Origin of the sequence: Mesorhizobium sp. LNJC405B00, assembly GCF_000502615.1 — a bacterium.
Classification (GTDB): Bacteria; Pseudomonadota; Alphaproteobacteria; order Rhizobiales; family Rhizobiaceae; genus Mesorhizobium.
The window spans coordinates 21,153-37,749 of sequence record NZ_AYWC01000029.1 but is presented as its reverse complement, the minus strand read 5'-3'; the positions used below and the strand labels follow the sequence as shown (position 1 = coordinate 37,749).

At 58.4% G+C, this 16,597-nt stretch carries 17 protein-coding genes; 7 read left to right on the top strand and 10 right to left on the bottom strand.

The window, feature by feature from the left end:
- Positions 1 to 481 precede the first annotated feature (481 nt).
- Together X756_RS01000000166220 and X756_RS1000000169095 are read left to right on the top strand one after the other, a co-directional pair.
- On the top strand, positions 482 to 1,555 hold the full coding sequence (locus tag X756_RS01000000166220) for a LuxR C-terminal-related transcriptional regulator (RefSeq protein ID WP_023731674.1): 1,074 nt from the start codon (positions 482 to 484) through the stop codon (positions 1,553 to 1,555).
- Between the two features lie 649 nt (positions 1,556 to 2,204).
- Positions 2,205 to 2,477 (top strand): hypothetical protein, encoded by a 273-nt coding sequence (locus tag X756_RS1000000169095; RefSeq protein WP_156941435.1) that lies wholly within the window; start codon positions 2,205 to 2,207, stop codon positions 2,475 to 2,477.
- A gap of 701 nt (positions 2,478 to 3,178) precedes the next feature.
- Here the strand turns inward: X756_RS1000000169095 and X756_RS1000000169635 are convergent.
- From X756_RS1000000169635 to X756_RS1000000169090, 3 genes are all read right to left on the bottom strand, one after another.
- Complete coding sequence (locus tag X756_RS1000000169635; RefSeq protein WP_023697506.1) at positions 3,179 to 3,388, bottom strand: hypothetical protein; 210 nt, start codon at positions 3,386 to 3,388, stop codon at positions 3,179 to 3,181.
- A gap of 90 nt (positions 3,389 to 3,478) precedes the next feature.
- The gene (locus tag X756_RS137840; protein ID WP_023699925.1) at positions 3,479 to 4,219 is read right to left on the bottom strand and encodes an SDR family NAD(P)-dependent oxidoreductase; all 741 of its coding nucleotides are present in this window, start codon (positions 4,217 to 4,219) and stop codon (positions 3,479 to 3,481) included.
- A gap of 642 nt (positions 4,220 to 4,861) precedes the next feature.
- Positions 4,862 to 5,050, bottom strand: coding sequence for a hypothetical protein (locus X756_RS1000000169090; RefSeq protein ID WP_156941434.1), 189 nt, complete (start codon positions 5,048 to 5,050; stop codon positions 4,862 to 4,864).
- Positions 5,051 to 5,172: 122 nt separating this feature from the next.
- Here X756_RS1000000169090 and X756_RS137845 point away from each other — a divergent pair, with 122 nt between their 5' ends.
- A complete protein-coding gene (locus X756_RS137845) occupies positions 5,173 to 5,562 on the top strand; it encodes a cupin domain-containing protein (protein WP_031239607.1) in 390 nt (129 codons plus the stop codon).
- Between the two features lie 595 nt (positions 5,563 to 6,157).
- Here the strand turns inward: X756_RS137845 and X756_RS137850 are convergent.
- The 5 genes from X756_RS137850 to X756_RS1000000169080 all read right to left on the bottom strand — a co-directional run bounded on the left by X756_RS137850 (position 6,158) and on the right by X756_RS1000000169080 (position 10,946).
- Positions 6,158 to 6,865, bottom strand: coding sequence for a helix-turn-helix domain-containing protein (locus X756_RS137850; RefSeq protein WP_023731668.1), 708 nt, complete (start codon positions 6,863 to 6,865; stop codon positions 6,158 to 6,160).
- 862 nt (positions 6,866 to 7,727) lie between these two features.
- Positions 7,728 to 8,600, bottom strand: a complete 873-nt coding sequence (locus tag X756_RS1000000166850; RefSeq protein ID WP_156941432.1) for a tetratricopeptide repeat protein — start codon at positions 8,598 to 8,600, stop codon at positions 7,728 to 7,730.
- A gap of 62 nt (positions 8,601 to 8,662) precedes the next feature.
- Complete coding sequence (locus X756_RS1000000166845; RefSeq protein ID WP_245264594.1) at positions 8,663 to 9,091, bottom strand: adenylate/guanylate cyclase domain-containing protein; 429 nt, start codon at positions 9,089 to 9,091, stop codon at positions 8,663 to 8,665.
- Positions 9,092 to 9,638: 547 nt separating this feature from the next.
- Entirely contained in the window at positions 9,639 to 10,142 is a 504-nt protein-coding gene (gene terL / locus X756_RS01000000166205) for a phage terminase large subunit (protein ID WP_023731664.1), read from the bottom strand.
- A 36-nt stretch (positions 10,143 to 10,178) separates the two neighbouring features.
- Entirely contained in the window at positions 10,179 to 10,946 is a 768-nt protein-coding gene (locus tag X756_RS1000000169080; protein ID WP_156941431.1) for a hypothetical protein, read from the bottom strand.
- 62 nt (positions 10,947 to 11,008) lie between these two features.
- On the opposite strand from X756_RS1000000169080, the gene X756_RS0135760 reads away from it, so the two are divergent.
- From X756_RS0135760 to X756_RS01635, 4 genes are all read left to right on the top strand, one after another.
- Positions 11,009 to 11,419 (top strand): helix-turn-helix transcriptional regulator, encoded by a 411-nt coding sequence (locus X756_RS0135760; protein WP_198020081.1) that lies wholly within the window; start codon positions 11,009 to 11,011, stop codon positions 11,417 to 11,419.
- Positions 11,420 to 11,512: 93 nt separating this feature from the next.
- Positions 11,513 to 12,691: a lysozyme inhibitor LprI family protein gene (locus X756_RS1000000166835; protein WP_156941430.1), complete on the top strand. Its 1,179-nt coding sequence runs from the start codon at positions 11,513 to 11,515 to the stop codon at positions 12,689 to 12,691.
- 415 nt (positions 12,692 to 13,106) lie between these two features.
- On the top strand, positions 13,107 to 14,099 hold the full coding sequence (locus X756_RS137860) for a LacI family DNA-binding transcriptional regulator (protein WP_023716360.1): 993 nt from the start codon (positions 13,107 to 13,109) through the stop codon (positions 14,097 to 14,099).
- Positions 14,100 to 14,143: 44 nt separating this feature from the next.
- A complete protein-coding gene (locus X756_RS01635; RefSeq protein WP_023731660.1) occupies positions 14,144 to 14,545 on the top strand; it encodes a heme-binding protein in 402 nt (133 codons plus the stop codon).
- Positions 14,546 to 14,585: 40 nt separating this feature from the next.
- Here the strand turns inward: X756_RS01635 and X756_RS137865 are convergent, their stop codons facing one another.
- Both X756_RS137865 and X756_RS137870 read right to left on the bottom strand, forming a co-directional pair.
- On the bottom strand, positions 14,586 to 15,617 hold the full coding sequence (locus X756_RS137865) for an L-idonate 5-dehydrogenase (protein ID WP_023716361.1): 1,032 nt from the start codon (positions 15,615 to 15,617) through the stop codon (positions 14,586 to 14,588).
- A 14-nt stretch (positions 15,618 to 15,631) separates the two neighbouring features.
- Positions 15,632 to 16,552, bottom strand: coding sequence for a 2-hydroxyacid dehydrogenase (locus tag X756_RS137870; RefSeq protein WP_031239605.1), 921 nt, complete (start codon positions 16,550 to 16,552; stop codon positions 15,632 to 15,634).
- Positions 16,553 to 16,597: the final 45 nt, after the last annotated feature.

The window sequence follows — 16,597 nt, the reverse complement described above, 5'->3', positions numbered from 1 at the left end:
CTGCCAAGCAACCTGCCCTGCCGATCTGCAGAGACTAGGATGCTGACCCGTCGCATGGAATCGTGCAAATGCAGTGTTTTCGATATCGCATCTGTAGTATTTCATCCTGATGTAAGGCCATCGGGTTCTGGCCGCAGGTCGGCAGCAAGGAAAATGGAACGATGCTTCGCGCCGTAGGCAATCCTCTCGCCGGCTTATCGGATCGGGAGTTGATGGTCGCGGCAAAGTTTGCGGAGGGAATGACGTATCGCGAAATCGGCGAAACACTTTTCATAGCGCCTACCACCGTTCGGACCCATCTTTCGGCCATTTATCGGAANCTGCCAAGCAACCTGCCCTGCCGATCTGCAGAGACTAGGATGCTGACCCGTCGCATGGAATCGTGCAAATGCAGTGTTTTCGATATCGCATCTGTAGTATTTCATCCTGATGTAAGGCCATCGGGTTCTGGCCACAGGTCGGCAGCAAGGAAAATGGAACGATGCTTCGCGCCGTAGGCAATCCTCTCGCCGGCTTATCGGATCGGGAGTTGATGGTCGCGGCAAAGTTTGCGGAGGGCATGACTTATCGCGAAATCGGCGAAACACTTTTCATAGCGCCTACCACCGTTCGGACCCATCTTTCGGCCATTTATCGGAAGCTCGATGTTCGTAGTAAAGTGGCGCTTGCTGGGTTACTTGCCGATCACCGCCAGCAGGACCGCAGCCATGCACCACCCGGAAGTCTTTCGACCGATGAGCCGGGTCCGCCGGTCCTCGCAGTTCTCCCGTTCGACAATTTAAGCGGAGAAGAACGCTGGACTCGTATCGCTGATGGNTTGTCGGCGGACCTCATAGTTGATCTCTCTCGCTACCGGGACCTTGCGGTGATCGCCCGCCAAACAATGCTTTCCTACAAGGGACGGCGTGTTGACGTGCGGGCTCTCGGACGAGAGTTGAATGCCGACTATGTGATCGAGGGAAGTTTTCAAGTGGACGGGCAGCGGGTGCGCATCCGCGTCCAACTCGTCGACGCCCACACAGGGGTCGATGTCTGGACGATGCGTTACGATCGTTCCGCGAACAACCTGTTTGCGATGCTGGACAGCGTGACCGAAAACGTCATCAATGTCCTTGCAACTTGCCACGGTCAGCTCGCCAATCTGCGACGCGATGCGGCTCGTCGGAAGGCTCCAGCAAGTTTGCAGGCCTATGACTGCTATCTGCTTGGGCTTGAGCAGAAGCACCTTTTCACCCGTGAGTCGAACAAGGAGGCGATACGGCTACTGGCGCGTGCGATCGAACTCGACCCGGGTCTAGCAAGAGCTTGGACCGCGCTGGCACTTGCGCATGCTGTGGAAGCTATCAACGGGTTTACCGACAACCTTTCCGGCTCGATCGAGAGCTGGAGCCAATGTGTCAAGCAAGCGCTGGCGCTTGATCCGGCCGACATTTACGCCCGCATAATGCTTGCCGATCTTCGGGCATTGCAGGGCGATGTCGAAGCTGCTGTCGAANGTCGAACAAGGAGGCGATACGGCTACTGGCGCGTGCGATCGAACTCGACCCGGGTCTAGCAAGAGCTTGGACGGCGCTGGCACTTGCGCATGCTGTGGAAGCTATCAACGGGTTTACCGACAACCTTTCCGGCTCGATCGAGAGCTGGAGCCAATGTGTCAAGCAAGCGCTGGCGCTCGATCCGTCCGACATTTACGCCCGCATAATGCTTGCCGATCTTCGGGCATTGCAGGGCGATGTCGAAGCTGCTGTCGAAGAACATGACCGAGTGTTGGTGGCTGCTCCAAATGACGCGGACTCACTTGCCTTTCTTGCGGGTAGCCTTGCTCTTGTTGGCAGCGACCCGAAGCGTGGCTACGAACTGGCCAAGCGAGCGGTCCGGCTAAATCCTTATGTTCCCTGGTATCATGGAATGCTCGCTCGATGCAGCTACGTTCTTGGCTTTTACCGTGAATCACTGGTCGCGCTACGTCAATCTGCGCCAGATTCGCCCGCCACCCTTCTGTTTCTGGCAATGGCTCATGCGATGCTCAATGAAACTCCTCAGGTCGCCAGGATCAATTCGCGACTGAAGGACGAGTNAATGACGCGGACTCACTTGCCTTTCTTGCGGGTAGCCTTGCTCTTGTTGGCAGCGACCCGAAGCGTGGCTACGAGCTGGCCAAGCGAGCGGTCCGGCTAAATCCTTATGTTCCCTGGTATTATGGAATGCTCGCTCGATGCAGCTACGTTCTTGGCTTTTACCGTGAATCACTGGTCGCGCTACGTCAATCTGCGCCAGATTCGCCCGCCACCCTTCTGTTTGTGGCAATGGCTCATGCGATGCTCAATGAAACTCCTCAGGTCGCCAGGATCAATTCGCGACTGAAGGACGAGTTCCCGAATTTCACGGCTGAGGTGTTCATCAGAACCTATCCGGTTACCAATCCTGTCGCCATTGCTGCAATCAGAGAAGGCGCCCGTCGTGCGGGTTTCGCCTAGCTTCTTCACTCTGGTCACCTCAGAGGCGCATTGCTCCTGGGCAGCATTGGGGCCGCAAGCGGACCGTCAGCTTCGCGGTGAAAATCCTCAGAAAGCGGGCCAGCATGTAGTCGTCGCGGCTGAAAGAGGGGCGTGACGCGCAAGGAATAGGTCCTGGTTTCACCTGATCACCTACGCAGGCAGTTTGACGATCATTGAGCGGCGAGAACGCGGCCCGAGGCAGGAGCTTTGAGCCGATTTTACGATCGACCTTCAGGCTTGTCGACCGTCTCGAGGTTACTGCCGAAAAACCGAGCCTCCATGCCGGCGCCCTGGGGAGGCAAGACAGCCAGCAACTGGACGGCTCGGGGATTTAGCACCGTTCAACCCAGAGCGTTTTGTCGAGATGCAGGCGTATCCGCTGGCCTTCCGCGAAGGACAGCGCAAACGATTCCAGGCCCAATGAGCGTGTAATTTCCTGGTCGGTCTCTATGATGCGGACGACCCATTCGCCACTGGCTCCGACTACTTGCACGCAACGCGTGGCCCTGCGAATTGGCACCACGTTGCCCATCAAATCCTCCCTACGAAACGCAATGGCAAGTCGATTTAAGACGGTCGTAGTCGGGAATTCAATAACAAATGCTTGCTCGGAATCGGACGAGCCATCCTGGAAGGGCAGTACGAAGGCGTTGAATGGCTAACTTGTCATGCCACCTCGGTCAGGCGAGCCCTCCGGGGAGCCTCCCGTGAGATAGCCTCTGCTTCAGGTCGTTGGCATTCAGGATGGCTGCCAGCTCTTCAGCATACTCCATGTCGGGAAGGTCGACAGAAGGGTGGCCCACTACAATAGCCGGCTGCCCGGTGAAAACGTCGAACACCGTCCACGTCCCATCCGGTTCCCGCCTTACCTCGTACCGCAGAGTTGCCATGAGGGGATCACATAGGTCGCCGTTAGGGGTGGGAATATTTGGTCCACGGTGACGCGGGGCCGCCTGAAAGCACCGAGACACAGTCGGCGCTCAGTAACGCGCCCGCCCACCCGACATGTCGAATACCGCGCCGGTATTGAAGTTGCTGGCGTCCGAGCACAGCCAGGCCACCATGTGGGCAACTTCTTCGACCCGGCCGAGCCGGTTCATTGGACTATCGGCGATCATTGTCTCGACAGCTGCGACCCCGAGGTTTCGGATCATGTCCGTATCGATTGGCCCAGGAGCGACGCAGTTCACGCGTATGTTTGTATTGGCGACCTCACGCCCAAGCGCCTTTGTGAAGACTACGATACCTGCGCTGGAGGCTGAATAGGCGGCAAGGTTGGCAAGACCTTCCTTGCCCGCCAAAGAGCCCATATTGACAATGCGGCCAACACCCCATTTTCGCATGTGGGGCAAAACCAACTGCGTCACTTGCATCGTGCCGATCAGATTGGTTTCGATGATGCTTCGCCAGTCTGCAGGTTCGTGTTGGTCAAACGGGTGAAGGGTTCCTAGATAACCGGCGTTGTTAACCAGAACGTCTATACGCTGGCCACGACCGACGATCATGTTGATCGCATGGGTTACCTGATCGCGGCTGGTAATATCGACCTTCGTAGACACCACACCCTTCAGTTCGATCTGATCTCGATCCCACACGTGCACTGCAGCACCCGACGCTACAAGGCGCTCTACGATTGCCTTGCCGATACTCTTTGCTCCGCCGGTTACGACGGCTGTCTTGCCAATGAGGTCATATGATACCGGCACAAAGCCCCCATTCATGCGTGTTCACACGGGCTAAGTTTAGCAGGATCGCATATTTTCGCCAGCGGCCAGACCGGTGTCACCAGGTCTTGGCAGCGCCGGAGCCAGCTATGACCTGGTCGGCAGCGAGCCAGGTCGTACACCGACGATGTTGTTCTTTGTCCCGCTCTCCTGCGGCGACACGCCATTGCCCAGTTTGAAACAACCAAAGAGACAATCAGGACAGGCCGGCGATATTTCGATGAGGGGCTTTCGCCATTAGTTAGCGCAGACTAATATCTGTTCTTCGCGGTCAGAGAGCCGCCTGCATGTTGGGCAGAGATGCTTTAGCACCTAATACAATCGTGCCAGCCGCGATGCCTATCCCCATTTGCCTTGGCGTCTCCCCCGACGGGCTCTGGCTAGAAGCATTCCAAACCGATCAGGACATACGCGCGTATTGGAGAGGCTATGCCCTTGCGGGCGTGGTGTGCGCCGTTTTGCTGATCATCGAGCTTTTGGCAATTCACCTGCTGCTCTGAGGTAGCAGCGCTGTCTTGATGGCGCTACCGCTGTAGCGGTCGGACGGCTCTAATGCGTCTTCTCCGCCTCCATTGTTGAGCGGTCAATTTCAGCTCGAGCGGGCTGAACGAGGGAAGCGCGGGCGCATGACCGTGGTGCCTACATTCGTCGTGACCAGGCGCCCACCTCATATCGGCCGACCACCACGCTTCCGCTTGCATAAGCCTCGGCGCGAATTCGATCTTGCAGCGTTTTGGGACCGAGTTCTGAAGCTGCGATAACGCCCATCTGCTCCATCACCGGAGCCATGGTCGCTGCGAGATCGGAGATCAGATCAATGCCACTCATACTGTGTGATCCACCTCCGGCGAGAGCACTTACCGCCATGCTAGGTGTTTAGTCCCAAGGTGGCGGGCGGGTCCTTACAGGAGAAGAACATTTGCTTGAAGTGAGAGGGGTCCACAATCATCATGAAGATAATCTCACATGCGGAACAGCGGCGGGAGGAATGGCGAGTTGGAGTAGAAACCCGGATGCTTATATCCGCTGAGAACGGCGCGCTTCAGCTGTGCATTTTCGAGCAATGGGTAGCGCCGGCTATGGGCGCCCCGACGCACAGTCACCGTGTTGAAGAAGTGCTCTCTGTGGTCACCGGCAAAGCAGAGATTTGGATCGACAACGAGTCGGTTAGCATAATCGAAGGGCAATCACTTGTTGTTCCGGCTAATCGAAAACACGGGTTTCGAAACGTCGGCTCTGAAACCCTTCACATATATGCCGTGCTCGCATCATCAATTTTCGAGGCGGCCTTTGATGATAGCGAGCCTGTCCGTCGCTGGGTTCTATCGGCGGCAGACTGATCCCGAATTTCGACGATTATCGAGGCGCGCAGTACGCGATCCGTGCCGTGGGCAACGAATGGGTCAAAGGAGTTCTGCGCTCTTTGATCGACAAGATGATAGCCTGCCCCAAAGAAGGTCATCGCACGCTCGCTGAGCGTATCTTGCTCGCCTAACCCACATCGCGCCAGAAGCCAGAGTACGCCGCGTCCACTTTGCGGTACTCACGTTTTTCTGCTTAACGGCTGAATTCAGGCGCATTGCGGTCGGAAATATTGGGCCGAATGCGGACTGGCGGCTTTAACTGAGCAGCAATCAACAACGGACGATTGCACCATAGCTTTTGAGGCNGTTCATCAGAACCTATCCGGTTACCAATCCTGTCGCCATTGCTGCAATCAGAGAAGGCGCCCGTCGTGCGGGTTTGGCCTAGCTTCTTCACTCTGGTCACCTCAGAGGCGCATTGCTCCTCGGGCAGCATTGGGGCCGAATGCGGACTGGCGGCTTTAACTGAGCAGCAATCAACAACGGACGATTGCACCATAGCTTTTGAGGCCAGCCAAATGGCTTTGTCGTCCTGGGCGGGTTGCATAAGGCTGCACTCCAAACATGGCTTTCAAGGAAGCTGGACGATTCCCTCAAGCGCCGCGTAGACCGAGATTCGAAGCCAACGGTCCATGCTTCGCGCGAGGCCGGGGTCGCCGATGAGGAAAAGGCCGCCCCTCTCTTTCTCACGCTCGATGCTGGAGCGGCCCTCCAGGATGGCTCCCAGCGAAACAACGCCGGTCTCGACGTAAAGATCGACGTCCCGGCCGGGGTCGAGCGAGCATAGCTCGGGCAAGTCTGAGCCTGGCTCGACCACAAACCAGTAATGGGGACACCTCGGTGGGGGATCGTCGCGGAAATGGAAGCGGATGACGGCGCGCCGCCGCGGCAGTTCAGCGAGGTCAATCTTTCGCCGCACGGCCCACATGAGGGTCGAAACATCCACGTCGGCGAGCGCGATCTCCGCCTCGATGTTGCATTGCGCCCATTCCGCCAGCGCGTTCATCGCCGGCTCGAGCCTTATCGACTTTTCGGTACGGAAATAGCTGATGGTGCCCGTCGCCTCGTCCTCGACGCGCTCGACCAGGCCCAACGCTTCCATTTCCTTGAGCCGCCTCGACAAGAGGGCGGACGAGACGTTGCCCACCCCCTTGCGAATGTCATTAAAGCGGGTCGAGCCGTTCCAGAGCTCGGTCAGGATTTGGATTGTCCAGCGTGGCTCCAGGAACTCGCAGGCGTGCGAGATCGGGCAGACCAGTCCGTAAGGCCGTCGCGTCATGGCTGACCGCTCCTTTGCCGCAGGTTAGGCCTTTCGGAGGTCTGAGGCCAGTTCACAATCTGAAGCGGAACGCTTCCGAAGCTGCCCTGGTGCCTTCTCGCCTTCTGCCGTCACGTGATCGTCATTCGCATCCCCGATCAACGGAGGTTCACCATGACCTGGCGTAACATGACGCAAACTACACCAGGCCAGACCGCACGGCGCGTGCCGCGCACTTTTCTTGACCCTCCGCTCGAACGCCTGCTGGCCCTTGTCCGTGAGTGGAGGACCCGCCGCAACATAGAGCGCGGGCTCGGTCACCTGTCCAACTTCCTTCTGCGGGACGTTGGCTTGACCGAAGCGGACGTCGAAGCGGCCTGCGCCGACAGCTTCGATAGGTCCGCCTCTCGCGCGCTCCAGAGTGCAGCGCAGAACCGCACGGGAAATTGGTGAGAAGGGAGAGCCCCGGGATCGGAAGCCGTTTTGACGGCGGCAATTGATCAGCCGAACTCAGGGCCGTCCCCAGTAGCGCCTTGGTTTCAGAGATCTAGCGCGCCGAAGCGATTCGAATGCATACTTCCAAGTGGTCGGCCGGCTCTTCGGATTCATCGTGAGGAACGTCTGCTGTTGGAAGAAACCCACCGAAGCTTTGACAACCGAGTTGAGGCGCTGAGCGCACGCTCGTGCGGTATAGTAGGTCCGATAGCGAGCTACGAGCACGGCACGATCCGCAACTATCGAAGCCCGGCAATGCGCAGCCCCTCTACATAGAGAGCCCGGTGCTTGTCGTGAACGATCGGATGAAACTTGTCTACCCATTGAAGGGATAGGGACGGTTGAAGGCGCTTGGCCTGCGAAAGCNCGAGCACGGCACGATCCGCAACTATCGAAGCCCGGCAATGCGCAGCCCCTCTACATAGAGAGCCCGGTGCTTGTAGTGAACGATCGGATGAAACTTGTCTACCCATTGAAGGGATAGGGACGGTTGAAGGCGCTTGGCCTGCGAAAGCGCATGAACCGCGATGTCCATTTCACCGGCCATCCCAGCGGCCGCCGCGTACGTCCGCCATGCAGACCCAAAATGGGGCCGGAGTTCAACCGCGCGACATTCGCATTCGACCGCGTCTGCATATCGTCCAGCCATGAAATGACATAAGCCAAGGATGGAGAAATTCGCAGCATATGTGTGATCGCGAGGACTTAGCCTACCCGCGATTTCAAGATGGTCGAGCCCCTCGGCGGGCATGCCCCCATATCCGTAAGTTGAGCCCAGGATCGAATGCGCAAAGGCGAAGCTCGGGTTTAGCTCGATCGCTTCATTTAGTTCTCTCACAGCAGAGTCGAAGCCGCGCGAAATCATGTGGACAAACCCTGCCGCTAAATGCGTCCACGGGTCCTCGGGGTCGCCTTGGATTGCCCGCTGCGCGAGGGCGCGAGAGGTGGGCAGAATGTCTGCTGCGTTGGCCCATCCTGACAAAACGCGGGCCGCGTGAGCCCACGCCAACAGGCTGTTGGCGCGGGGATAGTCAGGATCGAGGTCCGTAGCCTGCTTCAGAAATCCCTGTGCAATCTCGATTTCCGTAGCCGAACTCCAGGTCCAGACATATGGCATCGCCTTCATGACGAATCCCCAAGCGTCAAGATTGGTGGGGGACCTGCTCTGAAAGCGTTGCTGTTCCGCCGTGTAGAGCCGCGGCTCGATCGTAGCGATGACACTTTCGGCAATCTGATCCTGAAGCGCGAAGAATTCCGACAATTCCACATCGTATCGTTCAGCCCACACTTGTACCCCGGTCGATGTGTCACTGACTTGCGCGCTTATCCNCGGGCGGACACGAAGAGCCAACGAAGACGCGACAGCCGAGTAATAATGTCTTCGGCAAGGCCGTCGGCGAAGTATTCCTGTTCGGGGTCGCCGCCCATGTTCTGGAATGGCAAGACAGCAATCGAAGGGTTGTCGGGCAGCGCCAGCTGTTCGGAGGACCCGGCAGTCGCAGACAGATCGGTTTTTGGGACCGTGTCGCGCATACATAGGCGATAGGTGCGCACCGGGCGTGCGATATTTTTGAGCTCTTTCTCGCCCAGATCGACAAATTCTTCCTTCAGTTTGTCGCGCACCTGTTCGTAAGCGGCGGCCGATAAACAGATGCCGTTCGGCTCAGCGATGCTTTCTAGACGGGAGGCAATATTGACACCATCTCCCATCAGATCGCCGTCGCTCTCCTCGACAACATCGCAGAGATGAATGCCGACGCGAAATTCAATGCGTCGCCCGGGCGGTAAGCCAGCGTTGCGCTCAANCCGTCACCCATAAGCTTCACAACGCGCCCATTGTGGACAGCGATGGTCGGATTGATGAGATCGCTCCGGAGCGCCCGTAGCCGTGCCAGCGTTCGATCTTCGTCCGAGCCCGCCAACCGGCTATATCCGACCACGTCGGCGACCAGGATCGCCGCAAGTTTCCGCGTCTGGCTCACTTTGCCCACTCCTGTCGACTAAGTGGCATAGCACAGAATACAGGATCCCGTTTTCGAAGGCGACGTTCGATAGGTGAATTCCGAGATGCGGATGGCCAGGCTTTCCGCGACAAGGAGCCCACAATCCTGGTCGTTCGCCCCAGACGGCTGAACCCGCCACTAGGATTGCCGCAATCATACGGCGCTTCCGTCATTTCTGCTGCCAAAACCGCCACAAGCTTTCGTTCTGGGCGCGCCACGATCCCCTCCGGCGCTACACGTGGGTTTGCTGTAACGTGGCACCCCTGCCTACGCGCAACCAGCCACCAGAGTCCGCTTCAATCGGCGGCAGAGCTCGGCCCAATGGCCGAATTGCGGCGCATAGCTGACATTTGGCGAAGCGCCCAGACTTTGGAGCAGGACTTCAAAATTTGCCGAAATAGAACCTCCCCGTCGGCTTGTCGTCCTTCATCCAGATCAGCGCCTTGGGTCATGGAGTCGACCTGGTCGTCGTGCTTTCCGTGCGGAAATGCGAGCACCTCAAGCAGGAGGTCATCTCTCCAATGCGCGTCTTTCGGAAGATTGACGTTGCCGTTTTCGATCATTGCGGCAACACGTGACAGCCGGCTTTCCTTGTCGGTTCTGGCTTTTACCGGCGTGGTGCTGATGTCCTGGCTTTCCGAGTCGGCGATGAGGCTTGAGCCGGAACCCGCATCCTCAATGAGGATGATGTCGGGGGAGTGCTCCAGAAGGGAGTTTTTCACCGCCTTGATGAGATCTGGGTAAGCTGCCCGGACGCGGACGAGATCGAGGAGATAATAGTTGTTGTCGCTTTGGCCCATGTCGTTCCGACGGAGTAATCGCTGGAGGGGTCGCCCTTAAGCGCGGTGTCCCAGCTTTGAACGATGGTCATCGACCGACGGTCGAACTGATGTGGATCGTAGTCGCGAAACCACACCCTCTTGACCATGTTGCCGTCCGGTTGGGCAGGGGATTGTTGGTACTGCGCGGAAAAATTGAGCGATCCTAATAGGCGCTTTAGACCGTCCAGTTCGGCGTGTCCCAGACGCGCGGGGTGCAGCAAGTCGCCAAGCTTGCGATCGTGCCAGCGATTTACACTTGTCCTGGACGCGTTCGTCCTGCTCGGCAATCGCCGACAGGTTCAAATGCTCCCAGCCGCCAGTCTCCAGAAGCACGCCTGCTAGGTCGTCGACATGCAATCTTTGCATGACAAGGACGACGGCACCGGCAGCCGGATTGTCGAAGCGCGACATCAATGTCGTGCGAACCCAGTCGGCGCACCTATTGCGAGCCGATTCCGAATGCGCTTCATCTGCCTTCAAGGGGTCATCGATAATGATGATGTCGCCACCCCGGCCGGTTAGCTGACCACCGGTCGAGGTCGCCAGGCGTCCACCGCCGAGCGTGGTCTGCAGTTCATTTTCAGTGTTCTTGCGCGGGCTAACCTTGAAGGTCGGGAACATCGACCGGTACCAGGCGGTGTTGACGACTGTTCGAAAGTCGTTGGCGTGCTTGACCGCAAGAGGTTGAGCATAAGAGACGCAGATCATTTTCTTCGACGGATCGCGGCCAAGAATCCATGCCGGGAACGCGACCGGCGCGGGGGATAGAAGCAAGGCGCTCATTTCTGATTGGTGCCGCCCTTACGTCACTGTTCATGTTTTTCAAGAGATACGAAGTAGACTTCATGGCGACGACAAATGCTGAAGCTGACTTCGTTGTCAATTCGAAATACCGAAGTCACGTTTCGAGTATGAGCGACTCTTTAAAGCGGACTATAGGCGCCCGAGATCAAGCTGCGCGGCGCGGCGCCAACTTCAGTCAGGAGGTTATGGCTGACCGCGTTGGCCGCACGCCAGAGAGCATCTCGAACATTGAGCGCGGCAAACAACTTCCCAACATCGAGACGCTTGCAGAGCTTGCTCGCGTGCTCAACGTACCGCTGACGGATTTCTTCGAAGGTTTGGAAAAGAGACGCACAATTTCGCGCGAGCGGGCGGAACTGGAGGCCGAACTCCTCGAAACCGCACGCCAATTGGCACCGCGACTTGTCAAAGTTGCGGTGGAGCAGGTGAAGGCGCTGAGGCAATTGGGCTAGTGATTGAGCGAACAGCTCGATCTGTTATGCCAGGCTTCAGATTTGATCGACAACGCCTTTAGTGGCGCTTGATCCGGCCGTTCGATTTGCTACATGGAATTTTGGGCAGCAGGGGGTTCTCCGTTTCTTATGCGATGGGCATTCTTCAGCGCGTGGTTGGCGTTTGCGCTGATCTCGGGGCGCGCAGCGGCGGCGGATATTCAACTTATCGACTCCAATGGCACAGTCGATATCATTGGCGTTTCGGGCGAGATCGTTCAGGGCGATGCTGATCGCTTTTACGATCTTACGCTGAACCGCGGGCGTGTCCTCGTTCTCCTCCAAAGCCCCGGAGGCTTGATAGAGGAAGCGCTCCAAATTGGGGCCAGAATCCGTCTCAGCAGCTATGTGACATCGGTGGGTGCAGATGGAGAATGCTACTCGGCATGTGGTTTGATTTGGGTCGCTGGTGTTCGCCGCTATATGTCGCCCACCTCGAAGATCGGATTCCATGCGGCCTATACGGAAGAGAACGGCCAGTACAAAGAGAGCGGGGTCGCGAACGCCGAGGTCGGATCGTATCTGACCCATCTTGGACTTCGTATCGAAGCTATTCGCTTCTTCACGATTGCTGGGCCAACCGAGGTGCGGCTCCTTTCCTCGGAAAGTGCGAGAGCTCTCGGCATCGATGTTTTTGAACAGGACAGCGGGCAACTGAGCACCCCGAGTGACGCGCCGACTGCGGACGTCTTTGCCGATCGGTTCGTGTCCTACACGCTCTTGCAGTCACGCTGCGCGGGGTTTTTCCAACCAGACAAGGACGTTATCGATCGGGCTGTCAGGGAAGCCTTTGATGAAGGGAATCGCATTGCCGGTAAGGAGAACTGGATAGGCTTATGGACGCCGATGCTCGACGAGGTGAAGTCGGCACTAAAGAGCCGAGGAGCTCTCTTCGTCTGCTTGGAAACCATTGCGTTCATGGCAGACCACCAGCAGCCAACCGGTATTGGCAGCCCAAGTTTCGATTGCTCGAAAGCGATGACGGCAACTGAGAACGCGGTGTGCTCTGACGACCACTTGTGGGCCAAGGACCGGGCAATGAATGCAATCTACCGATATATTCGGGGCTTCAACAATGTGAACGTTCGCAAATCCCTGCTAGCCAACCAACGCGAATGGCTACAGCACCGGAATGCGTGCGGTGGGAGCAGAGCCTGTCTCAATCGCTCCTACGACGACCGATTCCAGCTGATGAAGGATATCGACGTATCGGTGCCGGTGAATGGGCAGTGAGGTTCAAAGGCCCAAGTGGCGTTCGCCTGCCTCGGTCGTAAAACGCTCGTTCCTACACCTATCACAACTGGATGCTCGAATCTCTTCAATCTAAAGACAGAGATTCTTTGACCGCAGCTGGAAGGGCGATTTGGGATGGCCCGAAACGCTCATCGTGCTTACAGACACACCCAACAGCAGCCGAAAGCCAATATTGACACCGCCGCGCCTCACCCGGGTCTCCAGTTATTGCCAGTCCCTCATGATATCGATAACATGTTCTTGGTATCGGGTTCCGGAGGTGGTTCATGAAGGCGAATAGAGACCAAGTAAGCCGTTTCGCGAAGCGTGAAACGTTCGCGGCGCGAGCAACCGCCGGAGTGGCTTGATGGCCAAGGCAGTGTCCTCAACGTCCGGCAATAACCATGCGCCAACTATGGTTGACGTGGCCCTGCGGGCAGGTGTGTCCACCATGACCGTTTCACGCGCACTGAAAGAGGGCAGCCGGGTTTCCAAGGCGACACGGGAAAAAATCATGGTCGCGGTCAACGACCTTGGTTATGTGCTTGACCAGTCAGCCGGCAGCCTGTCCTCGCGCAAGACAGGGTTCGTTGCGGCTATCGTCCCGTCGATCAACAATTCCAACTTCGCTGACACCGCTCGCGGCATTACCGACGAGCTTGAAAGCACGGGGCTGCAACTTCTGCTCGGCTACACCGACTACACGGCTGAGAAGGAAGAACGGTTGATCGAAGCGATGCTCCGTCGGCGGCCGGAAGGCATTATCCTAACCGGCGGCGCTCACACGGATCGCGCCCGCCGCCTTTTGAAAAACGCCGGAATTCCAGTAGTCGAAACCTGGGAGTTGCCGGTAAAGCCGATCGATCAAGTGGTTGGGTTCTCCAACGAGGAGGCGATGGGGCTTCTCGTCAAGACGCTCGCCAGGAAGGGTTACCGAAAATTCTGTTACATCGGTGGCACGACCTCGCGCGACACGCGCGGCAGCCAGCGGCGCGAAGGCTTTGTCAGAGCCATCGAGGAGCTCGGCCTGCCGACCGGGCGCCTCGTTTCCTTTGGCGTGCCGCCGATATCCATCGAGCAGGGCGGCCAGGCCGTCGTCAGCATGCTGGAGCGTTGGCCGGACACGCAAGCCGTACTCTGCGTTTCGGACCTTTCGGCCTTCGGCGCACTGATGGAATGCAAGCGCCGGGGCATGCGGATCCCGCAGGATATCGCAATTGCCGGCTTCGGCGACTACGAGGTAGCCGCCTTTTGCCATCCCGGCATCACCACCGTGAATGTCGACTGCTACGGGATCGGGCAACAGGCCGCTCGCAGATTGATCCAGGTGATCCGAGGCGACGAGAAACGACACGGCCAAGAAATCGTGCTCACCGGCTATCGCGTCGTCGAGCGCGAAAGCACCTGAGTTCCTGCATCGATTCAAACGCAGCGAAGGGCAGCCCAATAGCGATGTTTCGCGAGACCATCACCCTCACGCATCACGGTGCTTTGAAGGCCGTTGCAGCCGGAGCAGCGCGCGCCGTCACGATGGGCGTGCCGCAATGTCTCGTGGTCGTCGATGCGAGCGGCGAAGTCCTCGCCAGCCTGCGCATGGATGGCGCGCGGTTCCTCAGCATGCGTACGGCGCAGGCGAAGGCGCGCACCGCAGCGTCAATAAACGCCGCTACCGGCGGCATGGCGTTCGAAGCGGCGCTCTCAGCCGGTATCACTTCGCAGGGCGGCGTGACCAATTTGCCCGGGGGCTTGCCGATCCGCTTCTGCGGGCGGCATCGGCGTCGGTTCGGGAACCGGCGATCAGGATTCGATGTGGCACGCGCCGCGCTGGCGGCGATTGGCGCCGACGTGATTTAAGGCGATGTGCCGATGCGCCTCCAGCGCAACCGAAGGATCTTCAGAACGCGATCTGAACCTTCATGGATTTGTTTCGGTCACCGGCGATGTCGAAAGCCGCGACAGCCTCGTCGAGAGGATAGATGCCGGTCAGCAGTGGTTTGACATCCACCCGGCGGTGATTGATCAGGTCGACCGCTAGGGCGAACTCGTCGTGGAAACGAAAAGTGCCGCGCATCTCGATCTCCTTGGCGACGATGAGGTTCTGCGGGATCGACAGATCGCCGCCGAGACCGAGCTGTATGAGCACGCCGCGCGGCTTGATCACATCGAGCCCTGCACGCACAGCGCGCTCGTTGCCGGAGGCCTCGAGCATCACATCGAAACTGCCCTTGTCGACATTGTAAGCGGCGAGCTTTTCGCCATTGGTCGCGACATTGATCGTACGGTCGGCGCCGATCTCCAGGGCCTTGGCCAGCACGGCGTCTATGACATCGGTGACGACGATCTCGCGCGCGCCGTGGACGCGTGCGGCAAGGATGCAAAGCGCGCCGATCGGCCCGCTGCCGGTGACCAGAACCCGCTTGCCGAGCAGCGAGCCGGCGCGGTTCATGGCATGCAGCGTAACCGCAAAAGGCTCGGCGAAAGCGGCCTCGTTGATGGAGATATGGTCGGCGATTTTGTGGCACTGCCACGCCTCGGCGACAAGGCGCTGGCGGAACGCGCCCTGTATATGCGGCATCGGCATGGCACTGCCATAGAAGCGCATGTTGAGGCACTGGTTCTGCATGCCTTGCAGACAGTAGCGGCAGGTATTGCAGGGACGGCTGGGCGAGATCGCGACGCGGTCACCAATGGCAAACGCGGAAACGCCGCTGCCCACGGCTTTCACCGTGCCAGCGACTTCGTGGCCGAGGATCATCGGTTCGCGCAGGCGGATCGCGCCGAAGCCGCCATGATTGTAGTAGTGCAGGTCCGAGCCGCAGATGCCGCCGGCTTCGACCGCGATCTCGACCTGTCCGTCGCCAGGGGAGCCCGGATCGGTCTCCTCGACCCGCAGGTCTTTTGCCGCATGGATGACGATCGACTTCATGATGGGATCCTTTCTCAGACGACCGGTGTCAGCAAGGCCTGTCCGCCGAAATGGGCCGCGAGATTGTCGCGAACGAGCTGACCCATGGCCTTGCGGGTCTCCACCGTGCCGCTGGCGTGGTGCGGTTGCAGCACGACGTTGGCAAGCTTCAGGAAGCGCTCGTCGATGGTTGGCTCGTTCCAGAACACGTCGAGCCCGGCACCCTTTATGGCACTGGATTCCAGGGCCGCGAGCAACGCAATCTCGTCGATCGTGCTGCCGCGCGAAATGTTTATGACAATACCGTCTGCTCCGAGCGCTGCCAGCATCGACGCATTAATCATGTGTTTCGTGCTATCGCCGCCGGCGAGCGTTACGATCAGAAATTCGCTATCGCTCGCCAGTTCGAGCAGATCGCTGACGAACGTATAAGGAAGATCGTCGCGCTTGCGGTTGTCGAAATAAGAAATCGTGCAGTCGAATGCAGCGGCGCGCTTCGCCACCGCCGCACCGACGCGGCCCATGCCGACAATGCCCAGCCTTTTTCCACAGACACGCGTGACCAGCCCCATATTGCCCTTGCGCCAGCTTCCATCGCGCACGTAGGCGTCGGCCTGCGGGATTTTTCGCGCCACGGCGAGCAGCAGCCCGATGCCGATATCGGCTACGTCCTCGGTTAGAACATCAGGTGTATTGGTGACACGAATGCCATTCGCCTTGGCATAGGCAAGGTCGATGGCGTCGGTGCCTACGCCGTAGCAGGAAACGATTTCAAGCTGCGGCAGCTTCGCCATCAGCGCAGCACTTGCGCCAAGCTCGCCGCGCGTAGCTATGGCGCGGATCGCGCCGGCGTGGCTTGAGAGCAGCGCGTCCTTGTCCTCGGACTGCCAAAGTTTATGGACGCGATATTTTGCTTCAAGATCTCCCATGTCCCAATCCGGATAGGGACCTGTCATCAAAATGTCGGTCACGGCGTCATCTCCTGTGCATTTTTCCAATTG

Excerpts from the sequence above, each read along its gene's own strand:
- X756_RS1000000169635 (WP_023697506.1), bottom strand. The coding sequence starts at position 3,388 with ATGGCAACTCTGCGGTACGAGGTAAGGCGGGAACCGGATGGGACGTGG.
- X756_RS1000000169090 (WP_156941434.1), bottom strand. The coding sequence starts at position 5,050 with ATGAGTGGCATTGATCTGATCTCCGATCTCGCAGCGACCATGGCTCCG.
- X756_RS137840 (WP_023699925.1), bottom strand. The coding sequence starts at position 4,219 with ATGAATGGGGGCTTTGTGCCGGTATCATATGACCTCATTGGCAAGACA.
- X756_RS137865 (WP_023716361.1), bottom strand. The coding sequence starts at position 15,617 with ATGAAGTCGATCGTCATCCATGCGGCAAAAGACCTGCGGGTCGAGGAG.
- X756_RS137850 (WP_023731668.1), bottom strand. The coding sequence starts at position 6,865 with ATGACGCGACGGCCTTACGGACTGGTCTGCCCGATCTCGCACGCCTGC.
- X756_RS137845 (WP_031239607.1), top strand. The coding sequence starts at position 5,173 with ATGAAGATAATCTCACATGCGGAACAGCGGCGGGAGGAATGGCGAGTT.
- X756_RS137870 (WP_031239605.1), bottom strand. The coding sequence starts at position 16,552 with ATGACAGGTCCCTATCCGGATTGGGACATGGGAGATCTTGAAGCAAAA.
- X756_RS0135760 (WP_198020081.1), top strand. The coding sequence starts at position 11,009 with ATGGCGACGACAAATGCTGAAGCTGACTTCGTTGTCAATTCGAAATAC.
- X756_RS1000000166835 (WP_156941430.1), top strand. The coding sequence starts at position 11,513 with ATGGAATTTTGGGCAGCAGGGGGTTCTCCGTTTCTTATGCGATGGGCA.
- X756_RS1000000169080 (WP_156941431.1), bottom strand. The coding sequence starts at position 10,946 with ATGAGCGCCTTGCTTCTATCCCCCGCGCCGGTCGCGTTCCCGGCATGG.
- X756_RS137860 (WP_023716360.1), top strand. The coding sequence starts at position 13,107 with ATGGTTGACGTGGCCCTGCGGGCAGGTGTGTCCACCATGACCGTTTCA.
- X756_RS01635 (WP_023731660.1), top strand. The coding sequence starts at position 14,144 with ATGTTTCGCGAGACCATCACCCTCACGCATCACGGTGCTTTGAAGGCC.
- terL (WP_023731664.1), bottom strand. The coding sequence starts at position 10,142 with ATGGGCCAAAGCGACAACAACTATTATCTCCTCGATCTCGTCCGCGTC.
- X756_RS1000000169095 (WP_156941435.1), top strand. The coding sequence starts at position 2,205 with ATGCTCGCTCGATGCAGCTACGTTCTTGGCTTTTACCGTGAATCACTG.